At 34.3% G+C, this 23,213-nt stretch carries 30 protein-coding genes; 16 read left to right on the forward strand and 14 right to left on the reverse strand.

Annotated elements, in window-relative coordinates; genetic code table 11:
* Nucleotides 1-33: 33 nt before the first annotated feature.
* Together CRO00_RS07470 and CRO00_RS07475 are read left to right on the forward strand one after the other, a co-directional pair.
* Nucleotides 34-813, forward strand: a complete 780-nt coding sequence (locus tag CRO00_RS07470; protein ID WP_097073056.1) for a YqhG family protein — start codon at nt 34-36, stop codon at nt 811-813.
* A 152-nt stretch (nt 814-965) separates the two neighbouring features.
* Nucleotides 966-1,775 (forward strand): carbonic anhydrase, encoded by an 810-nt coding sequence (locus CRO00_RS07475; protein WP_097073057.1) that lies wholly within the window; start codon nt 966-968, stop codon nt 1,773-1,775.
* A gap of 45 nt (nt 1,776-1,820) precedes the next feature.
* On the opposite strand, the gene cbpA is transcribed toward CRO00_RS07475, so the two are convergent.
* Nucleotides 1,821-2,465: a cyclic di-AMP binding protein CbpA gene (cbpA, locus tag CRO00_RS07480; RefSeq protein WP_097073058.1), complete on the reverse strand. Its 645-nt coding sequence runs from the start codon at nt 2,463-2,465 to the stop codon at nt 1,821-1,823.
* Nucleotides 2,466-2,662: 197 nt separating this feature from the next.
* Between cbpA and CRO00_RS07485 the strand changes: the two genes are divergently transcribed.
* Nucleotides 2,663-3,028, forward strand: coding sequence for a DUF378 domain-containing protein (locus tag CRO00_RS07485; RefSeq protein WP_097073059.1), 366 nt, complete (start codon nt 2,663-2,665; stop codon nt 3,026-3,028).
* Nucleotides 3,029-3,206: 178 nt separating this feature from the next.
* Here CRO00_RS07485 and CRO00_RS07490 read toward each other — a convergent pair whose 3' ends face one another.
* Entirely contained in the window at nt 3,207-3,839 is a 633-nt protein-coding gene (locus CRO00_RS07490) for a hypothetical protein (RefSeq protein WP_097073060.1), read from the reverse strand.
* Between the two features lie 185 nt (nt 3,840-4,024).
* On the opposite strand from CRO00_RS07490, the gene CRO00_RS07495 reads away from it, so the two are divergent.
* The gene (locus CRO00_RS07495) at nt 4,025-4,438 is read left to right on the forward strand and encodes a hypothetical protein (protein ID WP_097073061.1); all 414 of its coding nucleotides are present in this window, start codon (nt 4,025-4,027) and stop codon (nt 4,436-4,438) included.
* Nucleotides 4,435-4,971: a D-glycero-alpha-D-manno-heptose-1,7-bisphosphate 7-phosphatase gene (locus tag CRO00_RS07500; RefSeq protein ID WP_097073062.1), complete on the forward strand. Its 537-nt coding sequence runs from the start codon at nt 4,435-4,437 to the stop codon at nt 4,969-4,971. Before CRO00_RS07495 ends, CRO00_RS07500 begins: the two co-directional genes overlap by 4 nt.
* Nucleotides 4,972-4,994: 23 nt before the next feature.
* Here the strand turns inward: CRO00_RS07500 and CRO00_RS07505 are convergent, their stop codons facing one another.
* The 3 genes from CRO00_RS07505 to CRO00_RS07515 form a co-directional block, all read right to left on the reverse strand.
* Nucleotides 4,995-5,216, reverse strand: coding sequence for a hypothetical protein (locus tag CRO00_RS07505; RefSeq protein ID WP_097073063.1), 222 nt, complete (start codon nt 5,214-5,216; stop codon nt 4,995-4,997).
* Nucleotides 5,217-5,288: 72 nt separating this feature from the next.
* Entirely contained in the window at nt 5,289-6,104 is an 816-nt protein-coding gene (locus CRO00_RS07510) for a uroporphyrinogen-III synthase (protein WP_097073064.1), read from the reverse strand.
* Between the two features lie 114 nt (nt 6,105-6,218).
* Nucleotides 6,219-6,665, reverse strand: coding sequence for a hypothetical protein (locus CRO00_RS07515; RefSeq protein WP_097073065.1), 447 nt, complete (start codon nt 6,663-6,665; stop codon nt 6,219-6,221).
* Between the two features lie 328 nt (nt 6,666-6,993).
* On the opposite strand from CRO00_RS07515, the gene CRO00_RS07520 reads away from it, so the two are divergent.
* From CRO00_RS07520 to CRO00_RS07530, 3 genes are all read left to right on the forward strand, one after another.
* A complete protein-coding gene (locus CRO00_RS07520) occupies nt 6,994-7,800 on the forward strand; it encodes an N-acetylmuramoyl-L-alanine amidase (RefSeq protein WP_097073066.1) in 807 nt (268 codons plus the stop codon).
* 153 nt (nt 7,801-7,953) lie between these two features.
* A complete protein-coding gene (locus CRO00_RS07525; RefSeq protein ID WP_097073067.1) occupies nt 7,954-9,282 on the forward strand; it encodes a sensor domain-containing diguanylate cyclase in 1,329 nt (442 codons plus the stop codon).
* Between the two features lie 135 nt (nt 9,283-9,417).
* Complete coding sequence (locus tag CRO00_RS07530; RefSeq protein ID WP_097073068.1) at nt 9,418-10,914, forward strand: DNA/RNA helicase domain-containing protein; 1,497 nt, start codon at nt 9,418-9,420, stop codon at nt 10,912-10,914.
* Between the two features lie 45 nt (nt 10,915-10,959).
* Here the strand turns inward: CRO00_RS07530 and CRO00_RS07535 are convergent, their stop codons facing one another.
* Genes CRO00_RS07535 through CRO00_RS07545 form a run of 3 tightly spaced genes read right to left on the reverse strand, consistent with a single transcriptional unit; the run spans nt 10,960 to nt 12,698 of the window.
* Entirely contained in the window at nt 10,960-12,096 is a 1,137-nt protein-coding gene (locus tag CRO00_RS07535) for a zinc-dependent alcohol dehydrogenase (protein WP_097073069.1), read from the reverse strand.
* 15 nt (nt 12,097-12,111) lie between these two features.
* The gene (locus CRO00_RS07540; protein ID WP_097073070.1) at nt 12,112-12,474 is read right to left on the reverse strand and encodes a spore coat protein; all 363 of its coding nucleotides are present in this window, start codon (nt 12,472-12,474) and stop codon (nt 12,112-12,114) included.
* A gap of 14 nt (nt 12,475-12,488) precedes the next feature.
* The gene (locus tag CRO00_RS07545) at nt 12,489-12,698 is read right to left on the reverse strand and encodes a spore coat protein (RefSeq protein WP_097073071.1); all 210 of its coding nucleotides are present in this window, start codon (nt 12,696-12,698) and stop codon (nt 12,489-12,491) included.
* A gap of 179 nt (nt 12,699-12,877) precedes the next feature.
* Here CRO00_RS07545 and CRO00_RS07550 point away from each other — a divergent pair, with 179 nt between their 5' ends.
* Both CRO00_RS07550 and bioB read left to right on the forward strand, forming a co-directional pair.
* Nucleotides 12,878-13,480 carry a biotin transporter BioY gene (locus CRO00_RS07550; protein ID WP_097073072.1) on the forward strand — a complete coding sequence of 201 codons (603 nt, stop codon included), beginning with the start codon at nt 12,878-12,880 and terminating at the stop codon, nt 13,478-13,480.
* Nucleotides 13,477-14,478 carry a biotin synthase BioB gene (gene bioB / locus CRO00_RS07555; protein WP_097073073.1) on the forward strand — a complete coding sequence of 334 codons (1,002 nt, stop codon included), beginning with the start codon at nt 13,477-13,479 and terminating at the stop codon, nt 14,476-14,478. The genes CRO00_RS07550 and bioB overlap by 4 nt, the downstream gene beginning before the upstream one ends.
* A 35-nt stretch (nt 14,479-14,513) precedes the next feature.
* Here the strand turns inward: bioB and CRO00_RS07560 are convergent, their stop codons facing one another.
* A complete protein-coding gene (locus CRO00_RS07560) occupies nt 14,514-14,972 on the reverse strand; it encodes a DinB family protein (protein WP_097073074.1) in 459 nt (152 codons plus the stop codon).
* Between the two features lie 159 nt (nt 14,973-15,131).
* Between CRO00_RS07560 and CRO00_RS07565 the strand changes: the two genes are divergently transcribed.
* The 3 genes from CRO00_RS07565 (at nt 15,132) to CRO00_RS07575 (ending at nt 17,322) form a co-directional block, all read left to right on the forward strand.
* Complete coding sequence (locus CRO00_RS07565; protein ID WP_097073075.1) at nt 15,132-16,175, forward strand: flavin-containing monooxygenase; 1,044 nt, start codon at nt 15,132-15,134, stop codon at nt 16,173-16,175.
* Between the two features lie 61 nt (nt 16,176-16,236).
* Nucleotides 16,237-17,025, forward strand: coding sequence for a DUF2935 domain-containing protein (locus tag CRO00_RS07570; RefSeq protein ID WP_097073076.1), 789 nt, complete (start codon nt 16,237-16,239; stop codon nt 17,023-17,025).
* A gap of 117 nt (nt 17,026-17,142) precedes the next feature.
* Entirely contained in the window at nt 17,143-17,322 is a 180-nt protein-coding gene (locus CRO00_RS07575) for a hypothetical protein (RefSeq protein WP_097073077.1), read from the forward strand.
* Nucleotides 17,323-17,398: 76 nt separating this feature from the next.
* On the opposite strand, the gene CRO00_RS07580 is transcribed toward CRO00_RS07575, so the two are convergent.
* Together CRO00_RS07580 and CRO00_RS07585 are read right to left on the reverse strand one after the other, a co-directional pair.
* Nucleotides 17,399-17,584 (reverse strand): hypothetical protein, encoded by a 186-nt coding sequence (locus CRO00_RS07580; protein ID WP_097073078.1) that lies wholly within the window; start codon nt 17,582-17,584, stop codon nt 17,399-17,401.
* A gap of 106 nt (nt 17,585-17,690) precedes the next feature.
* A complete protein-coding gene (locus CRO00_RS07585) occupies nt 17,691-18,806 on the reverse strand; it encodes an NADH-dependent flavin oxidoreductase (RefSeq protein ID WP_097073079.1) in 1,116 nt (371 codons plus the stop codon).
* Between the two features lie 50 nt (nt 18,807-18,856).
* Between CRO00_RS07585 and CRO00_RS07590 the strand changes: the two genes are divergently transcribed.
* Entirely contained in the window at nt 18,857-19,159 is a 303-nt protein-coding gene (locus tag CRO00_RS07590) for a hypothetical protein (RefSeq protein ID WP_097073080.1), read from the forward strand.
* A 93-nt stretch (nt 19,160-19,252) separates the two neighbouring features.
* Here the strand turns inward: CRO00_RS07590 and CRO00_RS07595 are convergent, their stop codons facing one another.
* Both CRO00_RS07595 and CRO00_RS07600 read right to left on the reverse strand, forming a co-directional pair.
* Nucleotides 19,253-19,678, reverse strand: coding sequence for a YuzC family spore coat inner layer protein (locus tag CRO00_RS07595; protein ID WP_097073081.1), 426 nt, complete (start codon nt 19,676-19,678; stop codon nt 19,253-19,255).
* A 155-nt stretch (nt 19,679-19,833) separates the two neighbouring features.
* On the reverse strand, nt 19,834-20,040 hold the full coding sequence (locus CRO00_RS07600) for a hypothetical protein (RefSeq protein WP_097073082.1): 207 nt from the start codon (nt 20,038-20,040) through the stop codon (nt 19,834-19,836).
* Nucleotides 20,041-20,172: 132 nt separating this feature from the next.
* Between CRO00_RS07600 and CRO00_RS07605 the strand changes: the two genes are divergently transcribed.
* Together CRO00_RS07605 and CRO00_RS07610 are read left to right on the forward strand one after the other, a co-directional pair.
* Nucleotides 20,173-20,613, forward strand: a complete 441-nt coding sequence (locus tag CRO00_RS07605) for a helix-turn-helix domain-containing protein (RefSeq protein WP_097073083.1) — start codon at nt 20,173-20,175, stop codon at nt 20,611-20,613.
* Nucleotides 20,606-21,778 (forward strand): macrolide family glycosyltransferase, encoded by a 1,173-nt coding sequence (locus CRO00_RS07610; protein ID WP_097073084.1) that lies wholly within the window; start codon nt 20,606-20,608, stop codon nt 21,776-21,778. Before CRO00_RS07605 ends, CRO00_RS07610 begins: the two co-directional genes overlap by 8 nt.
* Nucleotides 21,779-21,820: 42 nt before the next feature.
* Here the strand turns inward: CRO00_RS07610 and CRO00_RS07615 are convergent, their stop codons facing one another.
* Nucleotides 21,821-23,146: a Glu/Leu/Phe/Val family dehydrogenase gene (locus CRO00_RS07615; RefSeq protein ID WP_337189411.1), complete on the reverse strand. Its 1,326-nt coding sequence runs from the start codon at nt 23,144-23,146 to the stop codon at nt 21,821-21,823.
* Nucleotides 23,147-23,213 lie beyond the last annotated feature (67 nt).

Raw genomic sequence — 23,213 nt, forward strand, 5'->3', positions numbered from 1 at the left:
TGTATTTAAAAATATAGAAAGGAGGCCATCATTATGTATGCATCACAAGTTCACGATTATTTACGAACGTTTTTTACAGAAACAAATTGTGAAATTGTTTCAGATGAAGGATTTCAGTTAACTGTGCAATTAACGATCGATATGGACAAAAAAATAATGAATCGTCCATTTTATTGGCAATACATCGAAGCGACAGATAGTGAACCTAATCCTACACGTCTAATGTTAATTACAGACCGAACCCGGATACAAAATCAGTTTGTAGGAGAAGTCATCCATTTTGGTTCAGGTCGACTAAACCAAATTTTCAAAGCGACAAAAGAGCTCGGGTCCTTTGTTCAAATGTATGAAGATGTTGCAGGTACAGATAACCAAACAACATTAACACCATATTTTTGTGTTAACTATAAAGTTTCGTACTACTGTGATCAAACAAAGGAAAAAATTCATTCATTAGGTATTAACTTAATCAATGGCGATATTGAAGATAACTTCCACGAATCTATTTGCAATTTAAATTTACAGAGCAATATACCAGAAAAAGCTTTTTGTTTACAATATATTATTAAACCAAGTAGGGCTTTGGAACGTTTAGATATGATGATACAAAACATCATCACGCAAGATGATCACTCCTGGGCTGAGGAAGCAAAAAACAGGTGGGAAAAGGAATTAGAAGTATTAAATTATTTTTATAAAGATACAGAAGAAAAACCAGAAGTATACGAAATCGAGAAAAAGGGGTTAGAAGAAAGATTTAATCCAAGAATTAAAGTTGAAATTATTAATGGTGGTATTTTTTATTTAAAATAGCTATACGCGTGTTAGGAGTCTCTTTTACGGAGATTCCTCTTTTTTGATTATGAAAAAAATACTCCTTAATAATTTTATTTTTAAAAATTGAATAGAAAGGAGAGGTAATTGGCTAATTTGATAGTAAAGAAGCACTTAAAGGAGAAAGGATTATGAGAAAAAATTACATCTTTGCTTATTTAACGTTTGCAGTTGTTCTAGCACTTGTAGCTTATTTTACAATGGACACAACAGAACAAGCACCAGTTGAAAGTGAGGAACAACTAACAGTAAATTGGTCTTATGAAGGTGAAAATGGTCCAGCGCAATGGGTGAATGTAAATGCTGATTATGAAGCATGTGGAAAAGGAGAATTACAATCACCAATTAATATTGAAATTTCGAATACAGCAAAAGAAGAACTTGATGAACAGATAAAATTAAATTACGAAGAAGCACTTTTTGAAATTGAAAACAATGGACATACGATTGAGGCTAATTCCACAACTCAAGATAATTCCTTAATGATTGACGATGAAGAATATAAATTAACGGGGATTCATTTCCATTCCCCGAGTGAACATCAAATCAATGGGCAGTATTTCGACATGGAGGCGCATTTATTCCACGAATCAAAGGATGGAGAACTTGCTATTATCGGATTATTTATTGAAAGTGGAAAAGAAAATAAACAATTAGCTGAAATGTGGGCAAATATGCCAAAAGATGGAACAGAAGCAGTGAAAGTATTAAAGAATCCAATTAATTTAGAACAGCTTCTACCAGAAGAGAAAAACGTTTATCAGTATGTTGGTTCTCTAACGGCACCACCTTGTACAGAAGGGGTAAATTGGTTTGTATTAGAGCAACCAATTGAAATGTCAAACGAGCAAATTAATCAATTTAGCTCAATCTTCTTACAAAACAATCGTCCAATTCAACAATTAAATAATCGTGATGTATTTAAAATTGAATTAGATTAAGAAAAATGCGATTAGGTTAAAACAACCTAATCGCATTAGTTTTGATTACGAAAACCTTTCATTATTAAATATTTCAACATCAATAAGTTGGGCACCTACTTTATGAAGTTGAGATTCAATTTCTTTTACAGTTTTTGAATCGGCGCCTTTTGCTAACGTAATAATAACACGACGTAAATACCATTTATCATCATCAATGGCGAACACACCATGAACACCTGACTTTTTCTTAATCATCGTAAGAATTTTAACTAAAATTCCTTCCGTATCAGGTAAGGCAATGGTTAATGCACAACTACCATTTTTATATCCCCATGCTTCTTCAAGCAGTTCGAACACTTTTGAATGAGTTAATATCCCCACAAAGTTCTTTTCTTCATCAACGACAGCAAGATAGGGAAGTCTTTTAATGGAGAAAAATATTTCAAAATAAGAACTTTCTTCATCAATGGTCCCATCTTGATCAACCGCTAACTGAGAAATGGCAATCTCTTCATTTCCGTGCTCAAGAAGATGCTCTAGGATATCTACTTTATATGCATTTCCTAAAAATTTCTTTCCTTCTTTATCTAGAACAGGAATACATCTATATCCAGATTCATTTAACAATTTTAACACTTGCGTACAGGAATCAGTTTCTTTACACCAAATGACTTCATTTTTCTTTACATATCTTTGTTTTACAATCACTTATTTTTCGTCCTTTCCAAGAAATTCAGATGCATTCGAATTTTTATGCATAGAATTTCAATCTATTTTTAGAATATGAACACACTTAATTAGATATTCATAATAAAATGTATAAATTCAAACAAAATGCAAAAAATATGACCACACAATCCGGTTAGTTGTGTGTATCGTACTAAAAATCAATAGGAGGTTATAACATGGGAATCATTTATAGGCTTGCATTAGTATTAGCCATTATCGGTGCAATTAATTGGGGACTTATCGGCCTGTTCCAATTCGATCTAGTAGCTACGTTATTTGGTGGGCAAGAAACGTTTCTTTCAAGAACAGTGTATAGTCTTGTTGGCTTAAGTGGTCTTTTATGTATACCACTGTTATTTAGAGCTTTTGAAGAGGAAGATGCACAAACTGTCAACAATCGTGAAACGAATTCTTATACAAATATGAATTACCAAACAGAATTTGGTGAAGAGAACGATTTTACAGAAGAACAAAGAAAGCGTGCACTTGAGTTATACAGCAATGATGACGATCGAAATAACAACAATACAACTAATTCATAAAATTAATCGACGGTGACGATGTTTTCACCGTCGACTTTTTGTTGTTGATATTCGAATGAACCAATTATATCAAAAATTGGAAAATACAACATATGTTATGCTCGAGAAATATATGCAAACGTTAGCCCTAACGAGAAAGAGGGTGTCTCAAAAATGATTTTTCAGACACCCCTTATGGTTATTTTGTTAGTTTGTCATATTTTTTAGGGAAAGGAACACCAATTTTTTCAAATTCAGCTTTTGCTTCATTTACGCGCTCTTTTACCTTTTCTTTTGTTTCTTCATCTAATTTTGTAAAAGTTTCATACAATCGATCTTTTGGCATTTCAACCCCAAACTCAGCTAATTTCTCTTTAGCTTGTTCCTCGGAGATCTTTCCTTCTTTCATTTGTTTAAATATTTCCTTAGCTTGTTTTTTCTTATCTGCATCTAAATTCTCAAAAACTTTACAACCGTTTTTGTCATTTTTAGGATCAACACCGAGTTCAGCTAGTTTTTTGTCTGCTTCTTCTTTTGTTAATTTACCTTCTTCAAGTTGTTGAATGATCGTCTTAACTTGTTCCTTTGTTTTGTCATCGAGATTTGCCATAAACTCATGTTTATGATGAGGTGGTTTTAATCCCCATTTTTCTAGATCAGCTTTTAGTCCACCTAAAATTTCGTTCACTTTTTGCTTTTTTTCGTCGTCGAGGTTGTCATATGTTTCATGGAAGCTTTCCTGAGCCAAAATTAGAGGCGCTTGTGTACCGACAATACCAAAAGCTAAAATTAGTGTCATTAAGTACATCCATAGTTTATTTTTTTCCTTCATAATTCAATACTCCTTTCATCTTCTATTCGAATATATATTTCCCGTTTTTTAAAATTCCATTAGTCTATTTGAATTGAATTCTTGCATAAAGTGATTCTATATCCGTTTTCGAAAAAGGTTAAATTTCCACCAATTAGGTAAAAATGGAAATGTGTATCCAAAAATTTAAAAAGAGTGGTGGCTAAATGAGTTTTCTTGTTGTAGTAGTCATTTTGATGGCTATACTTACATTTACATTGAACATTATTGGAAGAAAAATTTCTTATAGTTATATCCTATATACACCTGCAATTGTATTAAGTGTTGGAGTTTGTCTTTATTTAGGTAAACTTTTTACTGCTTCAACAATGATTGATTTATTGATATTAAGTATTCTTTTGATTGTATGGATTTTTGCCATAATAGAAACAATTATAATCGATGTGTTTGAACAGGGTCGCGAAATGAAAGAAGACGTTCAATACTTAGGGAAAAAATTAGTAAACTATTTTAAATTGGATGTTGAACCAAAACATCCTAAATATGAACCCCATATTTCAATAGAAGAAGAGCCTATAGAAATGGCAGAAAATAGAATGGAAAAGGTGACACAAAAGTGAAGAAAGCAGTATTTTTAGATCGAGATGGAGTAATTAACGAAGTACTAACGGCTCGCGTAAAATTTGTTAATAAAAAAAGTGACTTATATTTTTTGCCGGGGGTAGCAGAAGCAATTAAAAAGCTAAATGCTGTTTTTGATTATATTTTCGTCGTGACCAATCAAGGAGGAGTAGGGCTTGGGTTTATGAAGGAAACTCAGCTTGTGAAAATTCATGAACATATGGTAAGTGAATTGAAAAAAGAAGGGGCTATCATACATGATGTGGCTTATTGTGCCCATAAGCCAAAAGCTGGATGTCAATGTCGAAAGCCTGGAAGTAAGATGATTGAAGATCTTGCAAAAAAATATGATGTCGATCTTTCAAAATCCTATATGGTGGGAGATACGGATACGGATATAATGGCAGGGAAAAAAGCAGGGACAAAGTGTGTCTATTTAGGGGATTCGGACAGGTTAGCTGATGCAGTTTTTCCTAATTTACAACTTGCTGCTGATTGGATTATTGAAGATACAAAAAACACCATTGAATAAATTTCAATGGTGTTCATTTAATTTTATCTTTTTTTCTTTTTATCTAAAGCAGTTAATACAGGGGCTTGTTTTTTCACCTTTTCCAGCTCGACTGCGACATGATATTTTTTTTCGTCAACTTCTGTAATGGATAAAACAATCCCTTTTCTTCCTTTAATTTTAATAGCTGCTCCTTCTATTGGCACTTGATTGAGTAGCTGACTTAAAACAAGATTGTTTTTTTCAAAAAAGTGAACAGCATACATAAACGATCTCTCCCCCTCAAGCATTTACTTCATTTTATGTTGAGAGGGAGGATATAGAATAAATGGTGGCTTTTAAGATTTTTCTATTTCTTTATAATATTTATTTAACGTCATCAATGCACTACCCATTCTTTCATCTTGTGGCATCACAACACGATTCACACCAAATTCTTTTAACACTTTCCCAGTTACTTTTCCAACAGATAATGCAACAACGTTATTTTCAAAAGCTTCTAGCAATGCTTCTTTTTGTTGTTGTGCAATTGCATATTGGAAAAGATATTTTACTTGTGGTGTACTCGTAAAGCTCACTGCATCTACATCATTTGAAAGTACTTCATTTACTAATTGCTGTAAAACTTCTGTTTGTGGTGGTATATGTTCATAAGGTAATATTTCTTGCACCGTATTTTTGCGTTCAATTAACCAATCGATTAGTTCAGAATGTGGATCGCCATAAAGTTGTACAGCAATAGGGAGGTTCGTTAGCTGTTGTGCTTCTAGTTGACGAATTAATCCAACAATACTTCCGTCATCATCCCGAACAATGGGGTTTAAACCTCTTTTTTTCAACGCATTGGCCGTTTTATATCCACGAATGGCGATTTTTAATTTTTGTAATGCTGATAGTAAAGCGTCCTCCTTGTTTACGTCTTTTGCAATTTCAAATAGTTTCTCAAAACCAATGCCTGTTGTAAAAATAGCCCACTGAAACGTGCCATGAATGATTTTATCAATTTCTGGTTCGATTACATTGGCATCAAAAAAGATCGTTCCTTGAGCAGGGCGGTGTAAACTAGTGCCTCCAAGTTGTTCGATAATAGCTGATTGTTCTTCAATCTTTCGAGTGCCAAGTAATGCGATTTTTTTATTTTCTAATCCAGCCATGAAAAGTCCTCCTAAAAAATCTAATATGAATATAGTAACAAATAATAGATTACTAGAGGAGGATATTAACAAAAAATAAAGTAATTTAATTGGAATTGAAAGAATTATCTGTTTTTAAATGGCTAAGTCTACTTCCTTTGTAACCCATAACTCTTGGAGGATAATTCGAATTGTGTGCATATGAGAGTTTGCATTATCTAATATATCCATATAATCATCCATATTTTTTTCTTTGTTCCTCAAAATTTTTAGGTGTTTCGAGACACTTAATTTGTCGCGACTAAAATTCGCCAAATCCGTAACTTGAGGTGATTTTAGACATTGTATTAAATAATTTAATTTAAATAGTTCTAACTCTTTCCTATATTCTTCTTCCTTAATTGTAATGTTTAATAAATTTAGCTGTTTCATTCGGTTCTGGGCTTGTCCTATTAATTGATTGATATATTCAAGGGAAAGCGATTGATTTTCTGATAACTTATATACGACAGGAGCAGCAGGATAGTCAATTTCTTCAAAAGCAATTTTTAAGAATGTTTCATAGGCATTTTTATAATCCATATTATCACCTCTTGAAATATAATTAATAGATTATATGCAAGAAATTTATGATAATTCGATATTACACTTTTTATTGTTCTATCTTAAATAATTGTTTTTGTAGTGCTTTTCTAATAGTAATATCGTCTTGTTTTTCAGAATTAATTATTAAAATTATTCCATCATTTTACTCGTAATTGAAATGCATTACTTATCATATGATACGGGTATATATAATTTTTTTGTTAATTTTTTGGGAAACGATAGGTCTTTTTATTAACAATAAAGATATATAAAAGATATAAAGAAAAAATTGTTGAATATGTATAAAATCGGGGTGAGATAAAATATGGTAAAAATCGGATATGATGCAGGACATGGCATGAATACCCCAGGCAAACGGACACCAGATGGCGAGAGGGAATGGTCCTTTAATCATCAAGTAGTTCGTGCATTTGAAGATGAACTGTCTCAATATCGGGGAGTTGAGCTTCGACGATTTGATGATCCAACAGGTAAGAGGGATGTACCACTTTTAGAGCGAACAAACGGTGCAAATCAATGGGGAGCTGATTATTATCTTTCTTTTCATCATAATGCGCTCGGAAGTAAGTGGGGTAGTCATACAGGCGTAGAGACGTTTATTTACTCTAGTCCTAAGCCTGGTAGTTTGGCATTAGCAAATGCGGTCCATCCCGCCGTAGTCCTCGCATACGGTTTGCGCAATAGGGGGATAAAAAGAGCAAACTTACACATTGTTCGAGAAACGACAATGCCAGCCGTCCTTATTGAAGGTGGGTTTATGGATAGTACGATTGACATTAAGAAGTTAAGAGATAAACAAGTGTTAGAAAGTGCCGGTAGAGGAATTGCACAAGCACTTGCAAAGTATATTGGTCTAACTAAAACGACTAATGAAGGGGAGTTAACAATGGCACAATATGAAGAGTTAAAAAAGCTCATTGAAGAACAAGCTAGGCGAATTGCTACATTAGAAACAATGGTCGGTTTATACGAACGGGAGGCTTTAGAAACTCACGCAGAAGCTTGGGAATGGGCAACAAAGGAAAGATTAATGAATGGAAAATATCCAAACCGCGCTTTAACGAGGGAACAATTTGCTTCAATTGAATATAACAAAGCAAAAAAACAGTAAGAAATAGGACCTAGACAATAGTAATTGTTTAGGTCTTATATTTTTTAAAAATAAAATTTGTATAGGTGGTGACGTTTTTAGTATTAGATAGTAGATTCATTTTTACTATGTTAAAATAAACATATATTGGTTGAAAAGTAGGTGATAGCATCTATGAAAATAAACTCACTTGGAAAATTGGGGAGTAAACTCTTAAACTCTATTATTTTTTCAGCATTTCTAATTATCATTGTGGTTATAGGACTTACTTTTTCTATTCGTTTGGCTTTGGATGCGAATATTAAAGGGCAACGTATTTTGGATAATATCGAAGTTTCTTCTAATCAAGTATTTCGTGCCATCATTGACCAAGAAACAGGTCAAAGGGGTTATAGTTTAACGAAAGATGAGGAATTTCTAGAACCTTATTATTTGGGCCAAGAGCAATTTTCCGAAAGTTCCGTTGAATTGTTAAAACATACTGAAAATTTTAAATCGTTACATATTGAAGCTTTAGATATTGTACAAATTGGGGAGTATTGGCAATCAACTTATGCCGAGCCATTAGTAGATCAAGCTCGGAATGGTGAAGTTCCTAATATCAAATCATTAGATGATGCAAAACACGTCACAGATGATTTTAGATCGATATCTTTTGAATTTAGTAAAAGTATCGAAAAAGAGCGAACTGTAGTAAGAAATACAATGCAAACTAGAATAAATTCGACACTTATTACGTTAGTAGTAGCAATTATTATCATTATTTTAATAAATTTATGGATTAATTTTAAAATTTTAAAGTCATTAATAAAACCAATTATTAGATTAAGCAATTGTGTTAAGTCGTATACGGAACATAATTTTTCTAGGAAAGTTCCAAAGTACAATAAACAAGACGAACTGTTTGAGTTGATTCAAAATGTTGATATTATGCGAACGGAGCTATCATCAAGTATTCAATCATTAGAGGCGAAAGTAAATATTGATGGTTTAACTGGATTGTACAATAGGGGATATTTTAATGAATTAATGGTGCAAGTTTGGGAAGATGCTAGAAAAAAAGCCGAACCTTTATCAATGATTATTTTAGATATCGATTATTATAAAAATTATAATGATACATATGGCCATTTAAAAGGCGATGAATGTTTAAAGATCATTTCCCACAAATTAAAGGACTTTAATCATGAGCCATTTAGTTATGTGGCAAGATTTGGTGGAGAAGAATTTGTCGTATTATTAAGAAAACAGGGAGATTTTGAGCCTGAAAAAGTGGCAGAAGATATACGGAAAGCCATTTTAAATTTGCAAATCCCTCACCGCAGTTCAGCGACTTGCGAATATGTAACAGTTAGTGTTGGTGTAGCGACGATTGTTCCAACAGAAGATACAAAGCCTACTGATATTTATACAATGGCGGATCAAGCGTTATACGAGTCAAAAAACAATGGGCGAAATCAAGTAACTTCCTATGAAAATATGAAAAAATATCAAACAACTTAAAAGTTTGTTTTGCTGCCTTATGTTTAGGCAGTTTTTTTGATATTGACATTATTTGCAAAATGGCTCACATAAATAAAAATATTACTTTATAATTTATGTTAGAAGTGTACCAGTAGAGATAAAGGAGCATAAATCGTGAAAGCAATTAATTTATTATCCCTGTTGAGTGCAAGAGGAGATTTGAGTTTAACGAACTTTTCGAAATATGTCGAACAATTTGGGATGAATCCGAAAATTCGTATTAGTGAAGTAGATGATTTGAAATCGTTAGTTGAAGAAATGAAAAAACATACAGAACAGTTTACTATTTTTCATAATTTTTATGTTGGATTTATGATTAATCGGATTGGAAAAGAATTTGATTTACTACGTATCGGCGAAAAAAGTGTTGTAAATATTGAATTAAAACGTGAAAGCAATGAAGAGAAGGTGCTTCGACAACTTGTTCAAAATCAGTATTATTTAAAATTTCTTGATAAAGAAGTTTATAACTTTACATACATTTCTTCAACTAAAAAACTATATTTTTTAACAAACTCTAATCAACTACAAGAAGTTGAAATGCCACAACTCATTGAAAGATTACAAGAACAGACGTTGATTCAAATTGGTGATTTAGATGATGTGTTTGATCCGACAAATTATTTAGTGTCGCCTTTTAATTCACCAGAAAGCTTTATAGAAGATAAATACTTCCTTAGTGCGCAGCAAAGTACATATAAACGGGAAATTTTAAATTTAGTTCCAACAGATAAAACGAGTTTCATTGTAATTGAAGGGGGTCCAGGTACAGGTAAAACGCTCTTAACCTATGATATTGCAAAAGAATATTTAAACAAATCCAAGAAAGTTCTCATATTCAACTGTGGCCGGTTAAACAAAGGGCATGAAAAGTTAATAAAGGATTTTCAGTGGCCAATTGAGCCGATAAGTAATTTTAATAAAGCGAAACAATTAACCTATGATTTTTCTCAATATGATTTAATTATTTTTGATGAAGCCCAACGTTTGTATAAAAATAAGTTTTTCAAATTAATAGAGTTAATATCAAATTTAAAGATAAAATGTATCTTTTCATTAGATCCTGATCAGGTACTAACAACATTTGAGATTAACAATAATATTCCAAAGTTAATTCATGACCAGTTAAATCCAGTAACTTACGAACTAACGACAATCATTCGACATAATATCGAGATTTCTTCATTTATTAATAATTTATTTGACTTAGCGCGAACTTCTGACATTAAAAAGTTTAGTAATATTTCAATTCAATATTTTTCCTCTAAAAAGATAGCAAGGAGCTATTTACAGTACATGAGGGAGGAAGGGTGGAAAATTATTGACTACACTCGTTCAAGGTATATTGATCAACCAGATAACGATCATTCCGTAAAGGGTTACCGAAGAGATACGACAGGACAAGAATACGATCATGTTGTCGCAGTGATTGATAAGTTATTCTACTATAAAGATAATCGGAAGCTTGCGGCAAAAGAAGATGAGAAGAAACCTTATTACCAACCGACAAAAATGCTTTATCAAAATATTAATCGCACGAGAAAAAAATTACACCTTGTCATTGTTCATAATACTGAGGTGTTGGATAAGGTGTTGAAAATACTTAATTAGTAAAAAAGCAGGAGTAATTTTTAGTAGAAATTACTCCTGCTTGAACTATGGTTTTAAAATAACTTTTATACAATCATCCTGTTTTGTATCAAATATTTCATAACCTCGTTTTGCTTGATCGAGTGGAATGACATGGGTAATAATATCGCTCGGGTCAACTTTTCCTTCTGCAATTAATTGATAAAGGTATGGCATGTAGTGAACAACTGGTGCTTGACCAGTACGAATGTTAACATTGCGTTGGAAAATGTCGCCAAGTGGGAACCCATTATAACGTGCACCATAAACGCCTGTTACCTGAATTGTGCCACCTTTTCGAACAGCTTGACTAGCAATGACAAGGGCACCCATCGCACCACCTTGAAGTTTTAACCCACTTGCAAGAAATTCTAACGGTGTCATTTTCCCACTCATACCAACACAATCGATGACAACATCGGCACCACCCTTAGTGATTTCCTTTAAATATTCGCCACAATTTTCGTGGTCTTCAAAATTGACGATTTCTACCTTATTTGTTCGTTTTGCATGTTTTAATCGGTAGCCAACATAATCAACGGCGATGACTCTCTCTGCACCTTTTAGCCATGCAAACTTTTGTGCTAATAAACCAATAGGACCACAGCCGAGAACAATGACCGTATCTCCAGCTTTTACTCCCGAGTTATCCACACTCCAATAGGCGGTCGTTGCAGCATCTGCTAATAGTACTAAACTCTCATCTTTTACTTCGCTATTTTCTGGAATTTTAAACGGAATAAAGTTTGCGTAAGGTACACGCATATATTCTGCTTGTCCTCCAGGAAAACCACCTGTTGTATCGGAGTAACCGAAGTATGCACCCATCTCTCCATTGTCATTGGCATTGTCACATTGACTCTCTAATTCATGTTTACAATACCAGCACTCACCACATGCAACGTTAAAAGGGATAATAACACGATCGCCCTTTTTCACCTTCGTAACGCCTTTTCCAACTTCTTCAACAATCCCCATAGGTTCATGACCGATAATATAATCTTCACCTAAGTTAGGAATCATTCCATGGAGCAGGTGAAGGTCGGAACCACAAATAGCAGTGGATGTTAATTTAATAATAATATCATCATCTTTTTTTATTTTAGGGTCTTTCACTTCTTTAACTTGAACATTTTTAATTCCTTGAAACGTAACAGCCTTCATATAACTCTTCCTTTATTATTTTTTTGGTGGGGTTGGAAACATTCCTTTTCGATTCATGTTCTTTGGAAATAGGTCAAGCCCTGCAATGCTTATTGCGTTTTCTGCTGATTTAATGTCCAGTTCCTTTTGATGAGATAATCCATAAGGTTTTAACCATTCTTTCTTCATCATTAGTTCGGATGTTTCAAAATATAAGTCAATTAACACATCGAGCTGAGTTCTCATAATTTTTTGAAGGGCAGGAGAAGCCGTTTCAGTAAGTGCAATAGATAGGGTACGCACCCCGGTTTTTAATGATAACAATAATTCCAAAGCAACCCCTGAATCCGTCAGTTCTGGCATATTGATTGAATTGATAGGATCTAAATAATCTTCCATTTGAATTCCTCCAATTAATATTCTAGCTCTGATTTTTCGTAAAGTTTGATCATCGCTTGTAAGGCAGGAGTAGATAATTTAACGGTTTTCTCTAACAAGTCTCGCAAATCATCATCAAAAACGACCCCTTGACTTAACTTTGACTTCAATAAACTTGTTGTCATAAAGTTAATCACTTCATGAAATTCCATTGTTTCGTGAAGCGCTAATTTCTTCTCAAACATGGTAAAACCCTCCTTAAGTATCTTTAAAAAGGCTACCCGATAGGTAAAACAATTATTCATTTGTAAAGGGATGTCTATGAAAATTGTGTTTTGAGTTAACCTAAAATAAAAACAGGTTGACATAAATATTCACAATCTTTAGAATTACTATGTAAATAATATTTTCTAGAGGTGTATGCATGACGACTGAAACATATCATTCAAAATCAAAACCGAAATTAAAAACGGTGGAACTCGTCTATTGTGGGCTTTTTGCGACACTCATGATGATAGGCGCAAATATCACTTCCTTTGCACCATTTATGGTCATCGGTGGGGTACCAATTACATTACAAGCGTTTTTTGCAGTTTTAGCAGGACTTATTTTAGGTAGTCGGTTAGGCGCTATTTCCGTGACAGTTTATATGTTAATAGGATTAGCTGGAGCACCCGTTTTTGCGAGATTTAGTGGAGGCTTCTCACAAATTTTAAGCCCGACATTTGGATTCATTGTAACGTTTATCTTAGTTGCTTATATTGTTGGAAAAATAATAGAAAAAAGACCAACGAAAACAATGTTCATTGTATCTGCTTTAATTGGGACAATCATCAGTTATCTTATTGGGACAAACTGGATGTATGCAGCATATATGTTATGGTTTGGAGCACCAGAAGGATTTTCATACTCAATGGCTTGGCTTTGGATGATGCCACCCCTTCCGAAAGATTTAATTTTAGCTGTATTTGCTGGTATTTTTGGCTACCGCATACAAAAAGTATTGAAAGTGGGGAAAACAAGATGAATTATGAAGCATTAGCTACGCAAGTATTAGAAGGCTATGAACTAACAGATGAGGAAGCATTAGCAATACTAAATAGTCCTGATGAAGATTTGTTACAAGTTCTTCATGCTGCTTACAAAATACGCCGTCATTACTTCGGCAATAAAGTAAAACTGAATATGATTATTAATACAAAATCAGGACTTTGCCCAGAGAACTGTGGCTACTGCTCGCAATCAATCATTTCCAAAGCACCAGTAGAAAAGTATGCCATGATGAAACAAGAAGAAATCGTAGCAGGAGCAGAACGCGCGGCTTCATTAAATGTAGGCACATATTGCATCGTTGCTAGCGGACGTGGCCCCGTAAATAAAGAGATTGATATTGTTGTAGATTCAGTAAAATCCATTAAAGAAAAACACCCTGAAATGACGATTTGTGCATGTCTTGGTATTTTAAAACCAGAACAGGCTGAGAAATTGAAAGAAGCTGGCGTTGATCGTTATAACCATAACATCAATACATCAGCGAATCATCACGAAAATATTACAACATCCCATACTTATGATGATCGTGTAAAAACAGTAGAAAGAGCAAAAGAAGCAGGCATTTCTCCTTGTTCTGGAGTTATTGTTGGAATGCGCGAAACTAAAGAAGATGTAATTAGTATGGCTCGTAGTTTACGTGTGTTAGATGCAGATTCTATCCCAGTGAATTTCTTAAATGCGATTGATGGTACACCACTTGCAGGAACAAAGGAATTAAATCCACGATATTGTTTAAAAGTGTTAAGTTTATTCCGTTTTATTAATCCTTCAAAGGAAATACGAGTATCGGGTGGTCGTGAAGTAAATCTTGGAACATTACAACCATTAAGCTTATATCCAGCAAACTCGATTTTCTTAGGAGATTATTTAACAACAGAAGGGCAACCAGGGGAACAAGATAAAAAAATGTTAGAAGATTTAGGATTCGAAATCGATCTTGAACCATTAAAAAGGGAACAACCACAATTATAGAGTAAATAAAAACCGCCTTGTTAAACACTTGGCGGTTAAGCTTGTTTTGATTGGATTAGACGTTTTAAAATTTGGATTTGTCCTAAATGCATTGCTTCGTGGAAAGCGCCAAAAGCTGCTAATTCCCCAACTGTTTTATTGCCGATAAATGGTTTTTCTAGTTGTACTTGTAAGGATTCATCGGAAATTTCATTGATACGTTGGAGTTGCTCTTGTAACTTTTCTAGAATCTCTTCTACTGAAGGTACATCGTTTGTCCAATCAGCTGGTTTAGTCCCACTAGCAAAGTTTTCATTGAAGTTATCGGGCAGATTTTTTTGGCCATTAAATAAGAATAATTCACCCGCTGATAAAATGTGCCCAAGTTGCCAATGAATATTGTTATTAAACCCTTCTGGAATAGACTCAAATACTTCAGGTGTAACGCCTTCTAAAATACTAACAATGCTTTTTCTAGTTACTGCGAATTGTCTTTTTATTAAATTACTACCCATATTTAATTCCCTCCCAATATTCAATAATATACCAAGCTAACCAATTAAAGTCTACTAAACTACCTTACGTAAAGTTTGGAAATCATATTGTAATGTTGTGGAATTTTGGTATTATATATATGAGCACATGTTCATATATTAAAAGGGGATAAGATTAAAATGTATAACACAATTGTAATCGGGGCAGGGCAGGCAGGGCTTGCGGTTGGATATTATTTAAAACAAATGAATCAACATTTTTTAATTTTAGATAAAGGGCAAGAAGTGGGGGAGAGCTGGATTAACCGGTATGACTCTTTAGTTTTATTCACACCTAGAATGTACAATGCCTTACCAGCTCTTCCATTTGAAGGGGAGGCTCATGGATTACCCGATAAAAATGAAGTTGTGTCATACTTAAAAAAATATGCTCTCCATTTCAAGCTTCCTATTCAATTTAAAACTGAAGTAATACAAGTGGAGCAAAAAGAAGGCATTTTTCATATTGAAACGAATCAAGGTGTCTTTCAATCTCACAATCTAATTATCGCAACTGGCGCATTTCAAACACCATATATTCCAGCAATGTCAAAGAATATTTCAAAAGAGGTTGTACAGCTTCATTCGACACAATACCGAAATCCAAGCCAACTAAGAGATGGAAATGTTTTAGTCGTTGGAGGAGGGAATAGTGGCGCCCAAATTGCTGTGGAGTTATCAAAGGAACGCAAAACCTACCTAGCGATTAGTAAAAAATTATCTTATTTGCCTACGATATTATTAAAGAAAAGTATTTTCTGGTGGTTTGATCGATTAGGATTACTAAAGGCTGATGCAAATTCTTTTATTGGAAAGTTAATTCAAAAAAAGGGTGATCCGATTTTTGGCTATGAATTACAAGATGCAATTAAGAATAATAAAGTATTTATGAAGCCAAAAGTAATAGATGGAAAAAATACTGATATAACTTTTAACGATCAAACTACGCTTAACGTGGATAACATTATCTGGGCTACAGGTTTTATTTCAATTTTTCCATGGTTAGATATAAATGGAGTAGTTAGCGACGATGGAAAAGTCATCCATCAGCGCGGCGTTACAGATGTGAAGGGTCTTTATTTTATTGGATTGCCATGGCAATATCGCCGTGGTTCAGGTCTTCTGCAAGGTGTTGGGTATGATGCAGAATTTATCGTCCAACATCTAAAAAAATATTATAATTAAAAAAATATATTTGGAAAAATAAATCATATACATGTAGGGAGTTGATATGAGGAGGGACTAAATGGCTAATCCAATCGTTGCAAGGTCATTAAATGAAATTCAATTTTGGTCAAGAATTATGAAAGAGCACGCGTTATTTTTATCTTTAGGCTTCACATATGACCAAAAGAACCTCGTTTTAGAAGCGCAGCATTTTATTCAAGTATTTGAAAGGGTAGAGGAAAAGTTAAGTAGGTTTTCAATAAACTCTGATATCCAACTAGTAAAAGCTTTCAATACAGAGGTTTATCAACATGCTGTAGATATTTGGGCATTCAAAAGAAAAGTTTTAGGTTTAACTTTAAGATGTGAAATTACCTCCAATAATTATCCTTTATTAGTTGACCATATTAGTAGAGAAGCTGCTTATTTTGCCAATCGCTTAAAAGAATTAAATCAAGGAATTCTTGCTCCTAAACCTGAAGCCATTATCAAAGAAAATGTTTTCTTCTTAAAAATAATGGCGGACCATGCGAAGTTTATTGGCCATCTTTTAGATCCTTCCGAAAGAAAATTGGTGGACCAAGCAAGAGAGTTTAGCCATGATTTCGATCAGCTGTTATTCCAAGCGATGGATCTTGATTCAATGCGCCCTCAATCTGAAACAAAGCCAATCTTAAGTCAATTTTTAGATCAAAATCGGGTATCTGTCACGTCGTTAAGAGATTTTAAAAAGACAGCTCGAGACTTAATCGAGGCATGTCGAATTAAAAGTAACATTCACCCGTTACTTGCTGACCATACTTTTAGAGAAGCTGAAAGGTTTTTAGAAATTATTGATTTATATGAAGTAAGTTTGAATAAAAATTAATGACTAAGAACGTTGATTCCGTTACGGGATTGACGTTTTTTTGTTTGCATAAGCAGTTATTACCAGAATAAAAAAAGCGTTCTGACTCACAATAATGAGCGTGGAGGTGAATTGAAAATGGTGAAAAGAAAAAATAAACAAAATCAATTTGCAAATAACAATGAAGAGTTTGCACTAGAAGCGAATTTTAACGGCAATCGTGAAGAATTCGGTGAAGAAATTGATTTCAATCGTAGCCGTAATCGTGATGAATTTGCCAACCAAGAACAAAAAAATAATAGACGTAAAAATCGATAACTATACGAAACCTCGAATTTTGTTCGGGGTTTTTTTATGTAAAAAAGGTGAGTACATAAAGACTCACCACTTGAAATTAAGCCATTCCACCTTGATTTTCGTCCATGTTGAAAATCACTTCTTCAAGGGATAACTTTTTTGAATTACTTTTTTCTGGATGTGATACTGTCATTAATCCAAATTCTTCATTGTGATTGTAACGAACTTCTTCATTTGCTACATTTAGTGGGTTTTTCTTCTTTAATTTGTTTTTCTTCTTCAAAAGTACCATCTCCTTTCTCGACTAATATGAGTATTTTCACGAACGATTATGTACACAATAATTTGAAATTAAATAAGACCCTTTAAAAAAGGGCCTTTCGAAAAATTTATGCAATTGGAAACCAACCTGGCGTGTTAATGATAATATTCCATAGTGGATCTGGTATGACAAGTTGTTGTTGCTGCTCTTTATGAAGTGTTGTTACGATATCATTTTCTTTTCCTTCTGCAACTTTTTGTACCCAATCTGGATCGATAATAAGCTCTCTTCCAAGTGCGACAAGGGAAACTCCTGTATCCAATGCTTTCCTTGCATCTTCAGCCGTTTGAATTCCACCAACACCGATTAACGGAACTCGATTATTAATCGTTTTTAAAAGGTACTCAATTCGAGTTTTTGAAGAATCCTCAACTCCTCGTTTTGCCGTGGAGAAAAATTGGTTTAAAGAAACATGTAAATAGGTTAATCCCTTATCTGCTAAAGCATCGACAAGTGTTAGGGTATCGCCCATTGTAATTCCGGGTGTTTCTCGTTCCTCAGGTGAAAAACGATAGCCAATGATAAAGGAAGAATCTGCATATTCGTTAACAACACTTTTTACTTTATCGACAATTGCTAAAGGAAATGTCATTCGGTTTTCAAGGCTACCACCAAAACGATCTTCCCGTCGATTCGCGTGAGGAGAGAAGAATTGTTGGATTAAATACCCGTTTGCTCCGTGAATTTCAACCCCATCATAACCTGCTTCGATTGCACGACGAGTCGTTTCGCCAAATGCTTCGATAATCTCATCCACTTCTGTTTCCGTTAACGCTCTTGGAATATTAGTCGACCCTTCTGCAGGAATATTACTTGCACTTACTATTTCGTTATTTGGCACAAGCTCTGGTGGACATAATCTTCCGCCATGGAAAATTTGCAACACAGCTTTTGCACCTTGCTCTTTAATTGCATTGGCTATTTTTCTCAAGCTTGGTATCATTTCATCTCGATCTCCGGCAAATTCACCATGGAACCCTTTGCCATTTGCTGTTACATTCGTACAAGCCGTAACAACCATGCTAACCCCACTAGAACGACGGGCATAATATTTTACTTCTTCTTCTGTTACCGTTCCATCTGCATTAGAAGACCAGTTTGTCATTGGTGCCATAATGATACGATTTTTTAATTCAATGCCATTTGGTAATGTCAATGGTGAGAGTAAATTACTAGTAGTCATCATTTTTCCTCCCCTTAGTAAAATCCATTGTTATCGTATAAAAAAACTACATGTTTGTATATAAAAATGCTCTTGGACAATCGTTGGCATTACAAAACCAAGGAAAAATTGCTGGAAGTGCTGCTGCATTAATTGGGGTACTTCAATATGTAATCGCAGGAATTGTTGCACCGTTAACAGGAATAGGTGAGAATCCGGCCACCTCCATGGGGCTAGTAATGGCACTTTCTAGCTTAGGGGCTATTGTATCATTCGTGCTAATTGTTAGTCTAAAGCAATGGAAAATTACGCCATCATCCAAAGTCAGTTTAAAATTTTTAAGAATTCATAGACGTGATGAATATAAAAATTAAAGGTAAGTGGTATTTAAAGCCCCGATGAATACAAAATAAGATGGAAAAAAAGCAACTAACTTCTTATGTAAGGAAGTTAGTTGCTTTATTAATTTACCGCCATTTTAGTACGATGGATAGTCTACAACATTCAGAATTTGAATGATGGGATATAAATTCTAATCGTAAACTATCGGGGTTATAAACAGCTTCTACATCGGAGGTAATTCCAATTGACTTAATTAACCGTTTTACTTCTTCACTCTCAGAAAGTTGTGCATGGTTCATTAATTTTTCATCAAAGTCTTTTGAAGATGCTAATCGATCGAGTACTAAACTGGCATCTTTCATTAACTTTTTTGTTTCGTTTGCAGATTGGTATAAATAATTGGGATCTACTGGGGGATACGGATTTTGATTCGATGGATTGGGTGTTTGTTGTAACAGCCTATGATCCACAGAAGGTCTCTGGTGAACAGGTCGATAAGAAATTGGCGCATATGGAGAGTGAAAATATCGTGGATGGTAAAAATAATACACTCGCATGCCTCCTTTTAGGGAAATTCTTACAAAAGCATTTAAAACTATGTTATGTATTTACTAAACTCTTATATAGGACGATAACCTTAGAAATAAAATTTACCTCCAGTGAAAACTGTATTCATGGAGCCCAGCACTGAAGGTAATGTAAATAGTTATGACATTAATTTATCGTCTTGAGACAAAGCCACATCATAATCTTCCAGTATGGTACTAAAATCGTAACCTTTTTCTTCCATCATACTTTCTAAATATGTTTTACATTGATTTAGTTGACCTTGCATCGAATTGAGCATTGCATACATATTGAAAAGTGTATTTTTATCATCCATTAATGTTCCTTCTCTCTGTCGTTTATACATAAATAATCATCCCCCATAATTGTGGAAATTATGTATTGACTTTGCCACGATATTTAACAAAAAATGTACGCAATGCTTGATAGAATTCCTTATAAAACTTCTATATAGTTAGTTTTATAAGGAGTTGTCGATATGATAAGTATGAATATACGATTATTGCGTAAAAAACATAAATTGAGTCAGGAAATGCTCGCTGAAAAAGTAAATGTTTCCCGGCAAACCATCGCAAAGTGGGAAAGTGGTGAAGCATTACCAGACATTGAAAAGTGTAAAATACTAGCGGATGTTTTTCAGATTACACTCGATCAATTATCAAATGATATGTCAGAAGAGCAAATTGAACATTTGGGACCAAAAGGAAAACACTTTTTTGGGGTAGTGAAAGTTGGAGAGCGCGGCCAAATTGTTATTCCAAAACAGGCGAGGGAGCTATATCACATTCATGCCGGCGATAAGTTCATCGTGTTAGGTGACGATGAATCAAAAGGAATCGCCATATTAAAAAGTGAGCAAATTTTAGAATTTGCTGAATTAGTTCGAAACACAAAGGTAGAAGGAGAGCAAGATGAGTAAAATTGTATTTTTCTCAATTCCTGCCCATGGTCATACAAATCCAACAATCCCTGTTGTTTCTGAGTTAGTGAAAAGAGGGCATGAAGTTTGGTATTATTCATTCAATGAATTTCAAACAAAAATTGAACGTTCTGGAGCAACGTTTATTTCTTGTGATGACTTTTTACCGTCAATTACAGAAAAAGAGATAGCTAGAAAAGCAGGAAAAGATTTTGCATCATTAATTGAAATGGTCATTGATACAACGATTGCCTTAGAAGACAAAGTATGTAAAGAACTAAAAGAATTGCAACCAGATTGTATTGTCAGTGACTCGTTATGTTTATGGGGAAAATTATTCGCTAAAAAACTTTCTATTCCTTTTGTTTGTTCAACAACTTCTTTTGCATTTAATCAACATACCGCAAAACTAATGAAGCGCGGAATAAAAGAAATCATTAACATGCTCATTGGGATGCCGAGGATTCATAAAAAAATACAACTACTTAAAAGCCACGGCTATCAAGTAGAAAATTTCGTTTCGATTATCGAAAATGATAAAGATACAAACACGATTGTTTATACGACAAAAGAATTTCAACCAATGGCACAAACTTTCTCTGAAAAATTCACCTTTGTAGGTCCTTCAATTGAAAATGCCAATAAAATAATTACAAATAAAAGTAAGAAAGTTATATACATTTCCTTAGGTACAGTAATAAATCAAAACTATCATTTTTATCGTCATTGCATCGAAGCTTTTACAAAAAGTAATTATGAAGTCATTATGTCAGTTGGTGATCATACGAATATCGCTTCACTTGGAAGATTACCCGACCACTTTACGGTGAAAAATTCAGTTAATCAAATTGAAGTTTTACAAAAGGCTGATGTGTTTATTACCCACTGTGGAATGAACAGTGTGAGTGAAAGTTTATATTTTGGGGTTCCGATGATTGTATATCCGTTCCATAGTGAACAAAAGCTTGTTGCGAAACAAGTGGAAGATTATGGAGCAGGGGTAAGATTAACAGCATTGAAAGCGAGTAATTTAGTAAACGTGGTAGAGATGGTTTTCACAAACGACAAATACAAAAAAAATGCGGTCAAACTTTCAGAAAGTTTTCGAAGTGCTGGTGGTGCAAAAAAAGCAGCTGACGTCATTTTACAAGTGGCTCAACAGTAAAGAGCATTCGCGCTTATTCATGCGCGAATGCGTAAGGATTCCTTAAGCTTTACATTTAAAAGGCATTGACCAATCTTTAATCCAACCACGTGCTTTGTAAGCTTCTGCAATTCGTCCAACGCCTACAATATAAGCAGCTTCTCGCATATTCACTTGCTTTTCCTGATGCATTTTGTGAACGTCTTCAAAGGCGTGAATCATTTTTTCCTCTAGCTTCGCGTTTACTTCTTCTTCTTTCCAATAATATCCCATATTATTTTGAACCCATTCAAAATAAGACACTGTCACTCCACCAGAATTACAAAGTATATCCGGAATGACGAATATGCCTTTTTCGTTTAAAATACGGTCACCATCAGGGGTTGTCGGTCCATTCGCTGCTTCAGCAAGGATTTTTGCTTGAATTTGTGGCGCTGTTTCAGTCGTTATTTGGTTCTCAAGAGCAGCTGGAATTAGTATGTCTACTGGTAAACTAAACAATTGCTCACTCTCAAGGTTATTAGTACCAGGAAAATCGACAACAGATTTTGTATTAGAAACAAATTGCTGTAAGGCAGGGATATCAATGCCATTTTCATTATATATTCCGCCTTTTATATCCGTGATTGCAACAATTTTCACTCCTAGTTGGTGAAGGAACTTTGCTGTCATACTTCCGACATTGCCAAACCCTTGGATAGCTGCAGTGGCACCTTGCAGAGGGATATTTAATTTTTTTGCAGCTTCTGCAATCGAAATAACGACTCCACGGCCAGTTGCTTCAACTCTTCCTTGTGAACCGCCCACGATGATTGGTTTTCCGGTAATAAAACCTGGAACATTATATCCACGTAAACGATCATATTCATCGAGCATCCAACCCATGATTTGCGGGTTCGTATTCACATCAGGTGCTGGGATATCTTTCTCAGGGCCAATAATTGGTGTGATTGCTCGGATATAGCCACGGCTTAAGTTTTCCAACTCACATTCTGATAATTGTCTTGGGTCCACAATGACACCACCTTTACCGCCACCAAAAGGAAGACCAAGAATTGCTGATTTCAGCGACATCCACATGGAAAGCGCTTTTACTTCATCAATATTAACATTTGGATGAAAACGAATTCCACCTTTAGCCGGACCTAATATATCTGAATGTTGGGAACGGTACCCTGTAAAGCTTTTGATCGAGCCATCATCCATTCTTACTGGTATGGATACTTCTAAAACACGAATAGGTTTTTCGAGAATACGGTAAACATCTTCATTTAATTGTAAAGCCATGACGGATTCTTTTAAAAGGGACTTTACGATTTCATATGGATTTTCGCTAGTATTTGCTGTTATTGGAGATTCTACCTTAGATTCAGGTACATCGTTCATCATTGTCAAAATATACTCCTCCAATTGATTATTATTGATAGATTTAGAAAGTGGAGATAATAGTGAATAA

Origin of the sequence: Ureibacillus xyleni (assembly GCF_900217795.1) — a bacterium.
Classification (GTDB): domain Bacteria; phylum Bacillota; class Bacilli; order Bacillales_A; family Planococcaceae; genus Ureibacillus; species Ureibacillus xyleni.

What these genes read in the sequence shown, in the direction of transcription:
- CRO00_RS07490 (WP_097073060.1), bottom strand. Translation starts at nt 3,839, where the DNA reads ATGAAGGAAAAAAATAAACTATGGATGTACTTAATGACACTAATTTTA.
- CRO00_RS07585 (WP_097073079.1), bottom strand. Translation starts at nt 18,806, where the DNA reads ATGACTACTAGTAATTTACTCTCACCATTGACATTACCAAATGGCATT.
- CRO00_RS07470 (WP_097073056.1), top strand. Translation starts at nt 34, where the DNA reads ATGTATGCATCACAAGTTCACGATTATTTACGAACGTTTTTTACAGAA.
- CRO00_RS07535 (WP_097073069.1), bottom strand. Translation starts at nt 12,096, where the DNA reads ATGAAGGCTGTTACGTTTCAAGGAATTAAAAATGTTCAAGTTAAAGAA.
- CRO00_RS07600 (WP_097073082.1), bottom strand. Translation starts at nt 20,040, where the DNA reads ATGTATAAACGACAGAGAGAAGGAACATTAATGGATGATAAAAATACA.
- bioB (WP_097073073.1), top strand. Translation starts at nt 13,477, where the DNA reads ATGAATTATGAAGCATTAGCTACGCAAGTATTAGAAGGCTATGAACTA.
- CRO00_RS07565 (WP_097073075.1), top strand. Translation starts at nt 15,132, where the DNA reads ATGTATAACACAATTGTAATCGGGGCAGGGCAGGCAGGGCTTGCGGTT.
- CRO00_RS07560 (WP_097073074.1), bottom strand. Translation starts at nt 14,972, where the DNA reads ATGGGTAGTAATTTAATAAAAAGACAATTCGCAGTAACTAGAAAAAGC.
- CRO00_RS07515 (WP_097073065.1), bottom strand. Translation starts at nt 6,665, where the DNA reads ATGGATTATAAAAATGCCTATGAAACATTCTTAAAAATTGCTTTTGAA.
- CRO00_RS07615 (WP_337189411.1), bottom strand. Translation starts at nt 23,146, where the DNA reads ATGATGAACGATGTACCTGAATCTAAGGTAGAATCTCCAATAACAGCA.
- CRO00_RS07590 (WP_097073080.1), top strand. Translation starts at nt 18,857, where the DNA reads ATGTTTGTATATAAAAATGCTCTTGGACAATCGTTGGCATTACAAAAC.
- CRO00_RS07540 (WP_097073070.1), bottom strand. Translation starts at nt 12,474, where the DNA reads ATGGAAGATTATTTAGATCCTATCAATTCAATCAATATGCCAGAACTG.
- CRO00_RS07520 (WP_097073066.1), top strand. Translation starts at nt 6,994, where the DNA reads ATGGTAAAAATCGGATATGATGCAGGACATGGCATGAATACCCCAGGC.
- CRO00_RS07475 (WP_097073057.1), top strand. Translation starts at nt 966, where the DNA reads ATGAGAAAAAATTACATCTTTGCTTATTTAACGTTTGCAGTTGTTCTA.
- CRO00_RS07610 (WP_097073084.1), top strand. Translation starts at nt 20,606, where the DNA reads ATGAGTAAAATTGTATTTTTCTCAATTCCTGCCCATGGTCATACAAAT.
- CRO00_RS07550 (WP_097073072.1), top strand. Translation starts at nt 12,878, where the DNA reads ATGACGACTGAAACATATCATTCAAAATCAAAACCGAAATTAAAAACG.
- CRO00_RS07575 (WP_097073077.1), top strand. Translation starts at nt 17,143, where the DNA reads ATGGTGAAAAGAAAAAATAAACAAAATCAATTTGCAAATAACAATGAA.
- CRO00_RS07545 (WP_097073071.1), bottom strand. Translation starts at nt 12,698, where the DNA reads ATGTTTGAGAAGAAATTAGCGCTTCACGAAACAATGGAATTTCATGAA.
- CRO00_RS07495 (WP_097073061.1), top strand. Translation starts at nt 4,025, where the DNA reads ATGAGTTTTCTTGTTGTAGTAGTCATTTTGATGGCTATACTTACATTT.
- CRO00_RS07485 (WP_097073059.1), top strand. Translation starts at nt 2,663, where the DNA reads ATGGGAATCATTTATAGGCTTGCATTAGTATTAGCCATTATCGGTGCA.
- CRO00_RS07505 (WP_097073063.1), bottom strand. Translation starts at nt 5,216, where the DNA reads ATGTATGCTGTTCACTTTTTTGAAAAAAACAATCTTGTTTTAAGTCAG.
- CRO00_RS07525 (WP_097073067.1), top strand. Translation starts at nt 7,954, where the DNA reads ATGAAAATAAACTCACTTGGAAAATTGGGGAGTAAACTCTTAAACTCT.
- CRO00_RS07510 (WP_097073064.1), bottom strand. Translation starts at nt 6,104, where the DNA reads ATGGCTGGATTAGAAAATAAAAAAATCGCATTACTTGGCACTCGAAAG.
- CRO00_RS07605 (WP_097073083.1), top strand. Translation starts at nt 20,173, where the DNA reads ATGATAAGTATGAATATACGATTATTGCGTAAAAAACATAAATTGAGT.
- CRO00_RS07570 (WP_097073076.1), top strand. Translation starts at nt 16,237, where the DNA reads ATGGCTAATCCAATCGTTGCAAGGTCATTAAATGAAATTCAATTTTGG.